At 71.6% G+C, this 13,318-nt stretch carries 14 protein-coding genes; 2 read left to right on the top strand and 12 right to left on the bottom strand.

Translation table 11 applies throughout. The features are described from left to right. Positions 1-32: 32 nt before the first annotated feature. A complete protein-coding gene (locus B4E97_RS03065; protein WP_029210183.1) occupies positions 33-464 on the bottom strand; it encodes a glutaredoxin family protein in 432 nt (143 codons plus the stop codon). A 59-nt stretch (positions 465-523) separates the two neighbouring features. After that, entirely contained in the window at positions 524-1,135 is a 612-nt protein-coding gene (locus B4E97_RS03060) for a hypothetical protein (RefSeq protein WP_029210182.1), read from the bottom strand. Between the two features lie 81 nt (positions 1,136-1,216). Between B4E97_RS03060 and B4E97_RS03055 the strand changes: the two genes are divergently transcribed. Continuing rightward, positions 1,217-2,032 (top strand): RNA methyltransferase, encoded by an 816-nt coding sequence (locus B4E97_RS03055; protein WP_286958671.1) that lies wholly within the window; start codon positions 1,217-1,219, stop codon positions 2,030-2,032. Positions 2,033-2,075: 43 nt separating this feature from the next. Continuing rightward, positions 2,076-2,711: a VOC family protein gene (locus B4E97_RS03050; RefSeq protein ID WP_029210181.1), complete on the top strand. Its 636-nt coding sequence runs from the start codon at positions 2,076-2,078 to the stop codon at positions 2,709-2,711. A gap of 226 nt (positions 2,712-2,937) precedes the next feature. On the opposite strand, the gene B4E97_RS03045 is transcribed toward B4E97_RS03050, so the two are convergent. The 10 genes from B4E97_RS03045 to B4E97_RS03000 all read right to left on the bottom strand — a co-directional run. Further along, positions 2,938-5,199, bottom strand: coding sequence for a heavy metal translocating P-type ATPase (locus B4E97_RS03045; RefSeq protein ID WP_286958702.1), 2,262 nt, complete (start codon positions 5,197-5,199; stop codon positions 2,938-2,940). A gap of 11 nt (positions 5,200-5,210) precedes the next feature. Then, a complete protein-coding gene (locus B4E97_RS03040) occupies positions 5,211-5,429 on the bottom strand; it encodes a heavy-metal-associated domain-containing protein (RefSeq protein WP_019285366.1) in 219 nt (72 codons plus the stop codon). A 94-nt stretch (positions 5,430-5,523) separates the two neighbouring features. Continuing rightward, positions 5,524-5,841 carry a metal-sensitive transcriptional regulator gene (locus tag B4E97_RS03035; RefSeq protein ID WP_019285365.1) on the bottom strand — a complete coding sequence of 106 codons (318 nt, stop codon included), beginning with the start codon at positions 5,839-5,841 and terminating at the stop codon, positions 5,524-5,526. A gap of 79 nt (positions 5,842-5,920) precedes the next feature. Next, positions 5,921-6,619, bottom strand: coding sequence for a class I SAM-dependent methyltransferase (locus B4E97_RS03030; RefSeq protein WP_029210179.1), 699 nt, complete (start codon positions 6,617-6,619; stop codon positions 5,921-5,923). Positions 6,620-6,817: 198 nt separating this feature from the next. Further along, positions 6,818-7,660, bottom strand: coding sequence for a PRD domain-containing protein (locus B4E97_RS03025; RefSeq protein WP_286958669.1), 843 nt, complete (start codon positions 7,658-7,660; stop codon positions 6,818-6,820). An 83-nt stretch (positions 7,661-7,743) separates the two neighbouring features. Beyond that, a complete protein-coding gene (locus B4E97_RS03020) occupies positions 7,744-9,186 on the bottom strand; it encodes a 6-phospho-beta-glucosidase (protein ID WP_286958668.1) in 1,443 nt (480 codons plus the stop codon). A gap of 32 nt (positions 9,187-9,218) precedes the next feature. Next, positions 9,219-11,147, bottom strand: a complete 1,929-nt coding sequence (locus tag B4E97_RS03015) for a beta-glucoside-specific PTS transporter subunit IIABC (protein WP_286958667.1) — start codon at positions 11,145-11,147, stop codon at positions 9,219-9,221. A 273-nt stretch (positions 11,148-11,420) separates the two neighbouring features. Next, a complete protein-coding gene (locus B4E97_RS03010; protein ID WP_019285363.1) occupies positions 11,421-12,419 on the bottom strand; it encodes a GTP pyrophosphokinase in 999 nt (332 codons plus the stop codon). Between the two features lie 91 nt (positions 12,420-12,510). Further along, a complete protein-coding gene (locus B4E97_RS03005; protein ID WP_286958666.1) occupies positions 12,511-13,062 on the bottom strand; it encodes a ribonuclease domain-containing protein in 552 nt (183 codons plus the stop codon). A gap of 5 nt (positions 13,063-13,067) precedes the next feature. Then, positions 13,068-13,318, bottom strand: a 251-nt coding sequence (locus B4E97_RS03000) for a hypothetical protein (protein WP_286958664.1), incomplete at its 5' end; no start/stop codon positions are given.

The following is a 13,318-nucleotide window of genomic DNA, read 5'->3' as shown; positions in this document are numbered from 1 at the left end:
TTCCGGCATACGGCCGGGTGGGGCTGCCCCGGTCACCCGAGGTGGGCGACGACCTCCTCGGCGGTGGGGTTGCGCAGGACGGCCGAGCCGACGAGGACCGTCGGCGTGTATTCGTCCCCGCCGTTCAGGTCCCTGACGGCCTGGTTGGCGTCGGGGTCCCGCCAGACGTTGACCCAGGTCACGCGCTCGTCCGCTCCGAGGGCGCGGAGCAGGCGCTCGCAGTAGCGGCAGCCGGGCTTCCACAGGACGACCGCGTGGCCGTCCCGGACGGACCCGCGAGCCTCGGCCCAGGGAGTATGCCGTCCCCCGCGCAACGACCACCACCCATAGGCGGCGACGAGCCCGAGCGCGACGACGCCGGTCCCCAACCCCGCGACCAGACCGGACCTCGCCCCGATCCAGGCGGCGACCGCCACCGCCACGACGGCGAGGACGGCGATGCTGGCGCGGACCTGGTTCTGCACGTTCTCTCCTGCGTCGGTCGGGGTGATCGGTGATCCGTGTGATCCGTTGTCGGGGACGGTCAGCGGGCCTGCAGGGCGTCGAGCGCCACGGCCATCGCGGCGCCCACGCGCCAGTCCAGCTGCCAGCCGTTGGGGGCGACGGGGAGGGTGACGGCATACCGGTCGCGCACCGACAGCTTGCGCTCGGACGTCAGGACCGGGGTGCCGTCACCGGCGGTGAAGTCGAAGTGGAACACCCACGGGATGGGGAACGCGTCGACGACGGGCAGGTTCTCCATCAGGCGGCGCGCGATGGCGATGCCCTGGCTGCGCTCGGTGCCGGTGGCCTCGAGGCCGTCCGCGGTGCCGAGGTGCCAGGTCGAGCGGAGCAGCGACCTCGCGAAGTCCTTGCGGAACCACCCGATCTGGGCCCCGGAGGCGTCGGTTACGTCATAGGTCGCACCCAGGTCGATGCGTTGGCGGGCGCGGAAGGCGAACACCGGCGTCGATCGCGACTCGTCGGTGTAGAAGGTGACCAGCTCCTTGAGCGCGATCCGCTTCTGCTGCGCGAGGGCGAGGAGCTCACCCTCGTTGCCGGCGTCGTCGAGCCGGCGGATCTCGTAGCGGTTGACGATCGGCGTGATCCGCTGGCGTACGGCGAATCGGGTCATCGGCGCGGGGCGGCTCGTCATGGACTCCACTCTCCCACCTGCGCGACCACGCTCGGGGGCGCCTCACCGGGTCGGCGTCCCGCGTGGCATGCTGTGTGCCCTATGCACGAGCTCGTCATCACCTCCCCGGCCAACCCACGGCTGCGCGCCCTGACCGGGCTGCGTCGTCGGCGTGCCCGCGAGGAGAGCGGGGTGACGCTCCTCGAGGGCTACGAAGAGCTCGAGCTCGCGCTGTCGGCGGGGGTGCGGCCGCAGACGCTCTTCTACTGCCCGGAGCTGATGCTCGACCCCGACCGCCAGACGCGCGTCGTCCGGGACGTGCAGGCCGGCGGCGCAGAGGTGGTGCGGCTGGGTCGCGTCGCGTTCGAGAAGGTCGCCTACCGCGAGGGCCCGGACGGGTTCCTCGCGGTCGTGCGGTCGGTGGGGCGCGGGTTCGAGGAGCTGACGCTGTCGGCCGACCCCTTCCTGCTCGTGTGCCAGGGCGTCGAGAAGCCCGGCAACCTCGGTGCCATGCTGCGCACCGCCGACGCCGCGGGGATCCACGCCGTCGTCGCGGCCGACCCGGTCACCGACTGGGGCAACCCCAACCTCGTGCGGTCGAGCAAGGGCACGGTGTTCTCCGTGCCGGTCGCGTCGGCATCGACGCAGGAGACCTTGGCCGTATGCCGCGACCGGGGCGTGCTCGTGGTCGCCGCCACCCCGGACACCGACGTCGAGCACACCGACGTCGACTACACCGGACCGGTCGCGATCGCCGTCGGCACGGAGAAGGCCGGCCTCACCGAGGACTTCATGGCCGCGGCCGACGTGCGCGTCCGCATCCCCATGACGGGGCGGGCCAACTCCCTCAACGTGGCGACGTCGGCGGCCATCGTGATCTACGAGGCCGTGCGCCAGCGCCGGGCTGCCACCGGCTGACCTGGGTTCAAGGGCACGGCATGACCTGTGTCACGATGTGGCCATGCGCGTCGACCACGTCTCCTATGCCGCCGAGCCGGATGGCTCCATCGCGACCGCCGAGCGTCTGGCGGCCCGCCTCGGGGTGGAGCCGGTCTACGGCGGGGTGCACCCCCGCTTCGGCACCCGCAACATCGTCCTGCCCCTCGCGCACGAGCGCTACGTCGAGGTCGTCGAGGTCCTCGACCACCCGGTGACCGACAAGGCCCCCTTCGGGCAGGCGGTGCGGCTGCGCTCCGAGCAGGGTGGCGGCTGGATGGGCTGGGTGATCCGGGTCGACGACATCGCCCAGGTCGAGCAGCGCGTGGGCCGCGAGGCCGTGTCCGGCAACCGCACCCGCCCGGACGGCGTCACCCACACCTGGCGCCAGCTCGGCGTCAAGGGCCTGATCGCCGACCCGCAGCTGCCGTTCTTCGTGCAGTGGGACGAGGGCAGCGTGCACCCGTCGGCCGCCGCCACCAGCGAGGTCACCATCAAGCACCTGACCATCGGTGGGTCGCCTGACCGCGTGCGGGACTGGCTGGGCATGGACGCCGACGCGACGTCGTCGGTCATCGACTTCGAGTTCGTGGCGCCGGCCGGGAGCGCCGGCCTGCTGGCCGTGACCTTCCAGACCCCCACCGGCGACGTCACCATCTGACCTACCTCAGGTCGTCACACCCGCCTGGGTTCGCACCGCGGGCCGACGTGTCCAACCCCGGCTGATGGCCCTACCCCCGGCGGATGCATCGGCCGGGCTTCGTTCGCCAGGCTGATGCCTTTACCCCCGGCGGGTTCGGCCGTATGACGAGAAAGAGCCCCCGCCACCAGACCTCACGTCTGGTGGCGGGGGGCTCTCGGCATACGAGCTCCCTCGCGGGCTCAGGTCAGGTGCGCGCCCGACCAAAAGCCTTGAGCCGCAGGCTGTTGGTCACCACGAGCACGCTGGACAGGGCCATGGCCGCGCCCGACACCATCGGGTCGAGCAGGCCGAGCACGGCCAGCGGGATCGCGACGACGTTGTAGCCGAACGCCCAGGCGAGGTTCTGCTTGACGATCGCCAGCGTGCGCCGGGACAGGCCGATGGCGTCGGCCACGGCCCCGATCTCGGGGCGCACCAGCACGATGTCCGCGGAGTCGATCGCGACGTCCGTGCCGCTGCCCATCGCCAGCCCGAGGTCGGCCTGGGCCAGGGCGGCGGCGTCGTTGACCCCGTCGCCGACCATGGCCACGACCCGGCCCTCGCGCTGCAGCCGGGCGATCGCCTCGTGCTTGTCGCTCGGCAGCACCTCGGCGATGACGTCGGCCGGGTTGATGCCGACCTCCTCGGCCACCTGACGGGCCGTCCGCTTGTTGTCGCCGGTGAGGAGCATGGTGCGCAGGCCGAGGTCGCGCAGCGCCTCGAGCGAGGCGGGGGACGTCGGGCGGACCTCGTCGGCGACGGTGAGGGCGGCGTACGCGACGCCACCCCACCCGACGTGGACGGTGGTGCCCACGCGGTCCAGACCCTCGAGGTCGCCGGGGACGACGTCGAACAGGCTGGCCTTGCCGACGGTCACCTCGGTGCCCTTGATGGTGGCGCGCGCCCCCATGCCGGGCAGGTTGGTGAAGTCGGTGATCGGGCGCAGCTCGATGTCGCGCTGCTGGGCGGCGCGGACGATCGCCTGGGCGACGGGGTGCTCGGAGCCGGCCTCGACGGAGGCGGCGGCCTGCAGGGCGGCGGTCGGGGTCAGCCGTCCGCTCGGCGTCACGTCGACGAGGGTGGCCTTGCCGGTCGTGACGGTGCCGGTCTTGTCCAGCACGACGGTGTCGATACGGCGCGTGGACTCGAGGATCTCCGGGCCCTTGATGAGCACGCCCAGCTCGGCGCCCCGGCCGGTGCCGACGAGCAGCGCCGTGGGGGTGGCGAGACCGAGCGCGCAGGGGCACGCGACGACGAGGACCGACACGGCGGCCGACAGCGCAGCGGCCGCGCCCTGCCCGGCGACCAGCCACCCGGCGAAGGTCAGCACCGCGATGACCAGCACCACCGGCACGAAGACCGCGGAGATCCGGTCGGCCAGCCGCTGCACCGGAGCCTTGCCGGTCTGGGCGGCCTCGACGAGGCGGGTGATCGACGCGAGCGTCGTCTCGGAGCCCACGCGGGTCGCGCGGACGATGAGTCGGCCGTGCGCGTTGGTGGTGCCGCCGGTGACCTCGTCGCCGGGCGTCACGTCCACGGGGATCGACTCGCCGGTCACGACCGAGCGGTCCAGCGCGGAGCTGCCGTCGACGACGATGCCGTCGGTGGCGACCTTCTCGCCGGGGCGGACGACGAACTGGTCACCGACCTGCAGCTCCTCGATCGGCACGCGGACCTCGCGGGTGACGCGGGTCTGCGGGTCGATGCGCTGCACCGCGACGTCCTTGGCGCCCAGCTCGAGCAGGCTGGTGAGCGCCGATCGCCCGGCGGTGCGGGCCCGGTGCTCGGCGACGCGACCGGCCAGCAGGAAGGTCGTGACGACCGCCGCGACCTCGTAGTACATGTGCCCGGTGCTGCCCGCGAACGTCGCGACGACCGACCACAAGAAGGCCGCGGTCACGCCGATCGACACCAGCGTGTCCATGGTCGAGGCCTTGTGGCGGGCGTTGATCACGGCGGACCGGTGGAACGGCCACGCCGCCCAGATCGCGACGGGGATCGTCAGCACCAGCTCGGCCCACGGCCGCACGCCGCCCAGCAGGTGGTGCGCCGCCGGAACCATCGCCATGACGACGACGAACACGGTCAGCGGCAGGGCGATCTCGAGCCGGGTGCGCAGGGACGCGCGGCTCATCACCTGGTCGATGGCGTATGCCGGGCCGCTGCCGGCCTGGGCCCCCGTCTCGGTCTCGGCGAGGCCCTCGCCGGACCCCGCTCGACGCCCCGCCCGCAGCTCGGAGGCGGTGTAGCCCGTCTGCTCCACGACCTTGACCAGGTCGGCGACGCTGAGGGCGGTCGGATAGGTGACGTGGGCCTTCTCGGTGGCGAGGTTGACGCTCGCCTGCACCCCGTCGAGCTTGTTGAGCTTGCGCTCCACCCGGCTCGAGCAGGAGGCGCAGGTCATGCCGCCGATCGCGAGGTCGACCGTGCGTTCGGCCTGCTGCTCGTCGGGCGGGCTGGTCGTCATACGGGTCGCGGTCACGAGACCACCGTGTAGCCCGCCTCGTCCACGGCGGCCGTGATCGCGGCCGGGTCGACGGGACCCTCGCTGGTGATGGTGACCGGGGAGTCGCCGCCCGCGACGAGGTCGATCGCGACGTCGGTGACGCCCTGGATCTCCTTGAGCTCGGAGGTGACGGCGCTCGTGCAGTGGCCGCAGGTCATGCCGTTGACGGTGATGGTGGTGGTCTGGCTCATGTCGGATCTCCTTGTCGTCCCAGGATCGTGAGTGTTTCGTCCGGCATTCTCGGGTGGAACGCTCACGTTGTCGGGGGTGGGGTGGGTGGTGCGGTCAGCTCTTGACGAGACGGGCGATGGCGGCGGAGGCCTCGGCGACCTTGGCGGCGGCGGCCTCGTCGGACTCACGGGCGGCGCCGACGACGCAGTGCCCGATGTGGTCCTCGAGCAGGCCGAGGCTGACGGCCTGCAGCGCCTTGGTGATCGCCGAGATCTGGGTGAGGACGTCGATGCAGTAGGTGTCCTCGTCGACCATGCGCTGCACGCCGCGGACCTGGCCCTCGATGCGCTTGAGGCGCTTGAGGTAGGCGTCCTTGTGGTCGCTCTCGACGTAGGCCGGGGCGGGCGGGTGCGGGCACGTGTCGCTGCTCATGATGGGATCAACTGTATACCCCCATGGGGTATTCCCCGCGGCGGGGTGCGACTCGGGTGGCAGCGCGTCGGGGCGCGGGTCAGTCGGCCGGTCGCTGCAGGACGCGTCGGACGTTGCGGGACACCAGGTCGTAGGCCTGGCCGTCGCGGTCCTCGGCGACCGAGGTCTGCGGCGACGAGCTCTCGTGCACCTGCCACCCGGCATACACCTGCTCGAGGATCGCGCACGCGTCGTCGTGGCCCAGGTCCAGCTCGACCCGGGCCGCCCGGGTCTCGCCGTCGACGACCTCGCGCCGGTCGGTCGCGATCACCAGCACGTGGACGCCGCCCGGGGCGGTCGCGTCGCGCATCCGCTCCAGCAGGGCCACGAAGGCGTCCCGGCTGGACACGTGCTCCAGCGTCGAGACCCCGAGGACGAGATCGGCTGGGCCACGGTCGAACTCGTACGTCTCCTGGTCGGCGACCACGGGGATCACCACGTCGCCCACCGACTCGTGGGCGGCGCGCTCCTTGAGCTGCTGGATCGGGATGTCGAGCAGGTCGACCGCCACCACGCGCGAGCCCGCGGGCAGTGCCCTCGCCAGCGGTATGGCGTGCCGCCCCGATCCGGCGCCCAGGTCATAGACGCGGACGGGGCGCGTCCGGTCGAGGTGCGCGAGCGCGTCCATCACGATCGGCGCCGGCCGGTTGAGCCAGGCGTCAGGATCGTGCGCCTCAGGCGCGGAGTAGAGCTCCTCGTGGTAGCGGATGGTCTCGTCGCGGCCCTCGTCGAATCCCATGAGGACGAGCCTAGTTCCGCCACCGCCGCGTTGGGGCGCGGCGTTCGTGAGCTCGGAGCGCTCAGATGTCTGGTGGGGGTGGCCCGGATGCGACCTTCGTGAGCTCGGAGCGCTCAGATGTCTGGTGGGGGTGGCCCGGATGCGACCTTCGTGAGCTGGGAGCGCACGTTCTCCACGTGCTCCCCAGGCTGGGCGGGATCAGGTCGGCCGGTCGCTGTCGCTGGCGAGGCGGGCGACGTGCAGCGCGAGATAGGTGACCTCGTCGTCCAGGAGGTGACGCCCGTCCATCTCGAGGACCTCGCGGACCCGCTCGGCCGCGCGGTAGGACCGCGGGTGGGCGGCCCGCACCGACTCCTCCAGCAGGGACGGGGTGTCGGCGATCTGACGTTCCTGCTCCAGCCGGACGAAGAGGTACCGCAGGTGCGTGACGAACCGCGCGACGGACATCGACTGGTGGTCGAGGGGGACGTCCATGGCGGCGGCGACCACGTCGAGCAGCTGGGTGATGCGGCGGGTCATCGCGACGGTGCGGCTCAGGTCGCCGCCCGCGAGCTGGGCGTTGACGAAGTGCAGCGCGAAGGCTGTCGCCTCCTCCGGCGGCAGGCGCACGCCGTGGTCGGTGGCGATGAGCTCGAGCGCCGCGCGCCCCACGGCCAGCTCGTCCGGGAACAGCTGGGACACCTCCCAGGCCAGCGGGTATGCCGCTGCACCGTGGTCGCCGCGACGCACCGCGAAGGCCAGGTGGTCGGCGATGGCCAGCAGCAGGGCCTGGGTCACGGGGACGCCCGTGCGCTCGTGGCCGATCCTCATGATCGTGCCGGCGGTCTGGGTGATCTCGATCGGCAGGTCGCCGACCAGATCGGCGAGCCGCCCGATGGGGTGCGACCCGTCGGGGACGAAGGTGTGCTGGATCGCGGACCGGTCGACGGGGTCGCCCAGGCGCCGGCCGAAGCCCAGCCCCTTGCCCATGAGGACGACCTTGCTACCGTCCGGGCGGCTGGCCAGGACGGTGTTGTTGTTGAGGACCCGGACGACCTGCATCCTGCCTCCTCTCGTGCGGTGGCGGGGGCCGGCCGATTCTGCTGGCCGACCGGCACCCGCCGGATGCTGCGTGGCTCCGAGCCTCAGAGCGCGGTGCCGTTGGTGGCGATGACCTGCTGGTACCACGTGAACGAGTCCTTGCGGCGGCGCTCCATGGTGCCGTTGCCCTCGTTGTCGCGGTCCACGTGGATCATGCCGTAGCGCTTCTTCATCTCGCCCGTGGTGAACGAGACGAGGTCGATGATGCCCCACGGCGTGTAGCCGAGCAGGTCGACGCCGTCGTGCGTGACGGCGAGCATCATCTGCTCGACGTGGTCGCGCAGGTAGGCGATCCGCTCCGGGTCGTGGATCGACCCGTCGGCCTCGACCTCGTCGACCGCGCCGAAGCCGTTCTCCACGATGAACAGCGGCAGGTCGTAGCGCTCGGACAAGACGTTGAGCGTGTAGCGCAGGCCGACCGGGTCGATGGGCCAGCCCCACTCGGTGGCCTGGATGTGCGGGTTGGCCACGGCGCCCTTGAGCCCGCCGGACACGACGTTCGACTCGTCCGCGTCCTTGTCGTCGGTGGCCCGCACCACGATCGACATGTAATAGCTGAACCCGACGTAGTCGACCGTGCCGGCCGCGAGGATCTCCTCGTCGCCGGGCAGGATGCCCACGTCCCAGCCCTCCCGCTCGAACGTCGTGAGCGCGTAGCGCGGGTAGTGCCCGCGCACGTGCACGTCGGGGAAGAAGAACCGGTCGTGGTTGGCCTCCTGCGCGGCCATCATGTCGGCCGGGTCGCAGGAGTAGGGGTAGATCGTCGCGCTCGAGATCATGCAGCCGATCTGCAGCTCGGGGTCGATCTCGTGGCCGATGGCGACGGCGCGGGCGCTGGCGAGGAGCTCGTGGTGACCCGCGCGGTACATCACCTCCTGGGCGTCCTCGCCCGGCTCGATCGTGACGCCGGAGTTGGTCCACAGGAAGATCGGCGCGTCGGTGTTCATCTGGTTGTTGATCTCGTTGAAGGTCATCCAGTAGCGCACCTTGGTGGCGTAGCGCTCGAAGCAGACCCGCGCGAACCGCTCGAAGAACCCGACCAGCTCGCGGTTGCGGAAGCCGCCGTACCCCCGGGCGAGGTGCAGCGGCAGCTCGAAGTGCGACAGGGTCACCACGGGCTGGATGCCGTGGGCGAGCAGCTCGTCGAACAGCTCGTCGTAGAACCGCAGGCCCTCCTCGTTGGGCTCGGTCTCGTCGCCGCGGGGGAAGATCCGACTCCACGCGATCGAGGTCCGGAAGCAGCGCAGCCCCATCTCTGCGAAGAGCGCAATGTCCTCGCGGAAGCGGTGGTAGAAGTCGACGGCCTCGTGGTTGGGGTAGAACTCGGTGGGCTCGACGTCCTGGGTGATGCGGCGCGGGACGCCGTGGGCCCCGGCCGTGAGGACGTCGACGACGCTGGGGCCCTTGCCGCCCTGGTCCCACCCGCCCTCGAGCTGGTGGGCCGCGACGGCGCCACCCCACAGGAAGGTGTCGGGAAGCGTGCTCATGGTGCTCTCCTCGTGCTCGTGCGGGTGCGGGGTCAGGCGCTGGTGACGGGGGTGGCGGCCCGGACGGCCGTGATGACGGCGTCGCCGTGCTCGACCGTGCCGTCCCCGTCCGCGACGACGGCGGCGTATGACGCGGTGTTGGTGACGACCAGGACCGTGGTGGCGGCATACCCGGCCTCCTCGATCACATCACGGTCGAACTCCATGAGCAGGTCGCCGGCGTTGACCGCGGCGCCGTTCTCGACGTGCGCGGTGAAGCCGCGGCCGTCGAGCTTGACGGTGTCCAGGCCGACGTGGATCAGCAGCTCGAGGCCGTCGTGGGAGCGGACGCCGACGGCGTGCGGCATGAGGGCGACCACCGTGCCGTCGAACGGCGCGTAGACCCGGCTGCCGGTCGGCTCGATCGCGACGCCGCTGCCCATGGCACCGGAGGAGAAGACGGGGTCGGCGACGTCAGCCATGGGGACGAGGCGGCCGCTCACGGGGGAGGAGACGACGGTGCCGCTGTCGCCCGTCGCGAGGGCTGCAGCGCCTGCGGCCCCGATGGTGCTGGTCGTCGTCTCGTCGGGCTCGATGTCCGTGCCGAGGTCGGACGTGGGGTCGTCGAAGCCCACGACATAGGTCAGGGCGGCGGCCAGGGCGAAGGCCACGAGGCACCCGACGGCCTCCCACAGCAGCGAGGACGTCCCCGGCTTGTGGGCGTTGACGATGGTCAGCGGGCCGGGCAGGCCGGCGTAGGCGTAGTAGCGCGCACCGAAGACCGCGATGATGATCGCCCCCACGGCACCGCTGATGCAGCCCATGATGAACGGCTTCTTGAAGCGCAGCGTGACGCCGTAGAGGGCGGGCTCGGTGATGCCGAAGAGGCCGGGGGCGGTGGCGGACAGCGCCACGCCCTTGAGCTCCTTGTTGCGCGACTTGAGGTAGACGCCGAACGCCGCGCCGACCTGGCCGATGACGGCGGCGGTCTGGAAGGCCTGGAAGGAGTCCTGTCCGAAGCGGTCGAAGTTGTCCAGGACCATGGGGGTGACGCCCCAGTGGACGCCGAAGATGACGGCGATCTGCCACAGACCACCGATGATGGCGGCGGCGACCGGGGGCGCGGCCTCGACGAGCCAGTTGTAGCCGTTGGCGATGCCGCTCGCCGCGCCGGCGCTCAGCGGGCCGATGACGATGAGCGTGAGCGGGACCATGATCAGCAGGCAGAACAACGGGGTCAGCAGCTGCTTGGCCGTACCGCGCAGGTGCTTGCTCAGGAATCGCTCGAGGTAGGACAGGAGCCAGACGAGGAACAGCGGCGGCAGGACCGAGCTGGTGTAGACCGTCTCGGTGAGGGGGATGCCGGCGAAGGTGACGCCCTCGCCCTTGCCGATGCGGGCGGCGATCTCGCCCCACGTGGGGTTCATGATCGCGGCGGCGCACAGCACGGCGATGAAGGTGTTGGTCTTGAAGTGCTTGGACGCGGTCATGGCGATGAAGATCGGCAGGAAGGTGAACGGCGTCCAGGACATGAACGACAGCACCTCGTAGGTCCCCGTCTTGGCGAAGTCCGGGGCGGCCATCGTGATGAGGATGAGCGCGCCCTGCAGGATGCCGGCGGCTGCGAGGACGTAGATGAACGGCGCGAACACCGCTGACATCGTGGCGATCACGCGGTTGACGACCGATTGCTTGGGTGCGTCCCCGCCGCTCAGCTCGTCGAGGCGGCCCTGCGCGACGAACTCGTCGTAGACCTCGCCGACGTGGGGACCGATCACGACCTGGAACTGCCCGCCGTTCTCCACGACGGTGATGACGCCCGGCAGGCGCGAGACGGACTCCTTGGCGCCGGCGGGGGTCTCCTTGAGCACCAGGCGAAGTCGCGTGGCGCACCGGGCGACGTTGGAGACATTGGCCTCGCCGCCCACGCGATCGAGGATGTCGTGCGCGAGCTGCGGGTAGTTGCGTACTGGCTCAGCCACTGTGCTGGCCCTTCTCGTGAGTCCGGCGCGCTCGCCGGGGGTGCGGTGATGGTTCGGGTGCAGGACCCGATGGGTTCCCGGAGGCCGCAGCGCTCGACGGAGGCAGCAAAAAAAGAGGCAGCACGTCAGAGGAGGAGCTCACGCTCCGGCCCCGAGTAATGCCTCTTGCGAGTAACACGCTCGTATCCGAATGGATGTGAGTCCACTGTAGACATCTGACGACTGGCCGCGCAATGGGGGGTGGGGCTAACCGCGCCGGGGATGGAGGTGCGGTCAGGCGTCGCTGCGCAGCCGCTCCAGGCGGGCCCCGAGCAGGGGACGGCGGTGGGCGTTGCCGTGGAGGGCGACATACCGCTCGCCGAAGGCCCACAGCAGCGCGTCGTCGAGGCGGCGGACCGCCCCGGGCGGGTAGTGGTAGGCCATCCGCGCCTCGATGGCGGCGTGGTCGACGCCGCGCAGGACGTCGCGCAGCTCGGCGAGCGAGGTGATGCCGAGCTCGAGCAGCAGCCCCGAGACCCACGAGTAGTGGTCGGTGCGGGACCAGCCGGCCTCGGCGAACTGCCCGGCGAGGAAGGCCGCGAGGTCCGACCCGCTGATGCGTGGGTCGTCCTCGTCGGTCTCGGTGGAGGGGCCGCCGGCGTCGCGGAGGCGCTCGCGGATCGTGGAGAACTCCTGGTCGGCGAGCTCGAGCAGGCCCGCGGCGAGGGTGAAGCGACGGTCGAGGTCGGGGCCGTGCTCCTCGGGGACCGAGCCCTTGTAGCGGATGTCGTGCTCGAACTCGGCCCACGCGTGCTGCAGGACGGTGCGGACCTGCACCGAGGCCTTGCGCCCGGCCATCGGTCCGCCGGCGCTCTCGCGGGCGGGGTCGAGCTGCACCAGCAGGTGCCGGCTCGAGTAGCCGAACCGGCCCTGGGCGGCGGTCTCCTGACCCATGTCGCGGTCGTCGAGCAGGACGAGCTGGGCGCCGAGCAGCTGGGCCACGGCCTCCACGTCGGCCAGGACATACGTCACGACGCGCACGCCGACCTGGTCGGTGATCTCGGTCTCGGGGTGGCGGTGGACGAGCCGGCCGCCGACACGACGCGCGGCCTTGGCGGCATAGGACTCGACGGACTTGGCCCGCCCGGTCACGGCGAGGTAGTTGATGCCGGCGTCGTCGAGCAGCTGGGTCACCAGCGCGACGTACTCGTCCGTCGCCGCCTGGACCTGGGGGAGGTCCTTCGCGTACCGCGCGATGACCCTGCTGAGTCGCTGCGCCTGCTTGCCTGCCATGGGACCAGCCTGCACCACGCGGGCCCCGCGGCCCCAGGCTGTCCGGGCGGCGCCGGGCACCAGTCCTGTTCGCGAGTCCCATGGGCGGCAGTCAGGGCCGCGGGATCTCGCAGAAGCTCTCGTAGTGGTCGGCCGTGTAGTACCAGTGCAGCGGGCTGCGCGCCGCGCCGCCGCCGGTGATGATCCTGCGGGCGCCGCGGGTCGAGGCACCGGGCGTGGGCACGGTGTACTCCCGGTAGTAGCCGCGCTGCTCCAGCGGCAGCAGGCGCTCGCGGTTGCCGAAGGTCACGCCGTCGTTGCGCGGGTGCCGGAACGGGCCGCCCGCGCGGATCGCCTCGATCACCGGGGGCACCTGGGCGGGCAGCTCCTGCGGCGAGCAGGGTGGGATCGACCGGCCCGTCGACCGGGGGCTGTTCGACCGGGGACTGGTCGAGCGGGGACTGGTCGAGCGGGGACTGGTCGAGCGGGGACTGGTGGTGCCGGCCGTGCTGGTCGTGCTGGTCGTGGGGGTCGCAGGCCGTATGCCGGTGGCCGCCGTCGTCGTCGGGTCGCCGTCACCGCCCGGGGTGGCCGGAGTCGTGCACCCCGCGAGCAGCACGCCGCCGCCGAGCAGCAGGGCTGCGAGGCGGCGAGCGGACGGCATACGGCTCACTGGATCGCGGGATCCGTGGGGTCCATCCGCGCGGCGTCGGTGGCGGGGACGAGGACGGTCTCGAGGACGCGTTCGTGCTCGTCGCCGGTGACGGCGGCGTCACGCTCGGAGCGCCACAGTCCTTGGTGCGCCTCGGACAGGACCGACACGAGCTCGTCGAAGCCGGCCGGGTCCGCCTCGCGCAGCACGTGGGCCTCGGACCAGAGCAGGACGATGCGGCGGGGGGGCGGGCCCCCCCCGGCGGGGG

It is taken from the genome of Arsenicicoccus sp. UBA7492 (genome assembly GCF_002479615.1).
GTDB lineage: Bacteria > Actinomycetota > Actinomycetes > Actinomycetales > Dermatophilaceae > Arsenicicoccus > Arsenicicoccus bolidensis.
The sequence above is the reverse complement of the archived record's forward strand: the minus strand, read 5'-3'. Positions and strand labels throughout refer to the sequence as shown.

What these genes read in the sequence shown, in the direction of transcription:
- B4E97_RS03030 (WP_029210179.1), bottom strand. Translation starts at nt 6,619, where the DNA reads ATGGGATTCGACGAGGGCCGCGACGAGACCATCCGCTACCACGAGGAG.
- B4E97_RS03055 (WP_286958671.1), top strand. Translation starts at nt 1,217, where the DNA reads ATGCACGAGCTCGTCATCACCTCCCCGGCCAACCCACGGCTGCGCGCC.
- B4E97_RS03045 (WP_286958702.1), bottom strand. Translation starts at nt 5,199, where the DNA reads ATGACGACCAGCCCGCCCGACGAGCAGCAGGCCGAACGCACGGTCGAC.
- B4E97_RS03060 (WP_029210182.1), bottom strand. Translation starts at nt 1,135, where the DNA reads ATGACGAGCCGCCCCGCGCCGATGACCCGATTCGCCGTACGCCAGCGG.
- B4E97_RS03025 (WP_286958669.1), bottom strand. Translation starts at nt 7,660, where the DNA reads ATGCAGGTCGTCCGGGTCCTCAACAACAACACCGTCCTGGCCAGCCGC.
- B4E97_RS03040 (WP_019285366.1), bottom strand. Translation starts at nt 5,429, where the DNA reads ATGAGCCAGACCACCACCATCACCGTCAACGGCATGACCTGCGGCCAC.
- B4E97_RS03035 (WP_019285365.1), bottom strand. Translation starts at nt 5,841, where the DNA reads ATGAGCAGCGACACGTGCCCGCACCCGCCCGCCCCGGCCTACGTCGAG.
- B4E97_RS03010 (WP_019285363.1), bottom strand. Translation starts at nt 12,419, where the DNA reads ATGGCAGGCAAGCAGGCGCAGCGACTCAGCAGGGTCATCGCGCGGTAC.
- B4E97_RS03050 (WP_029210181.1), top strand. Translation starts at nt 2,076, where the DNA reads ATGCGCGTCGACCACGTCTCCTATGCCGCCGAGCCGGATGGCTCCATC.
- B4E97_RS03020 (WP_286958668.1), bottom strand. Translation starts at nt 9,186, where the DNA reads ATGAGCACGCTTCCCGACACCTTCCTGTGGGGTGGCGCCGTCGCGGCC.
- B4E97_RS03005 (WP_286958666.1), bottom strand. Translation starts at nt 13,062, where the DNA reads ATGCCGTCCGCTCGCCGCCTCGCAGCCCTGCTGCTCGGCGGCGGCGTG.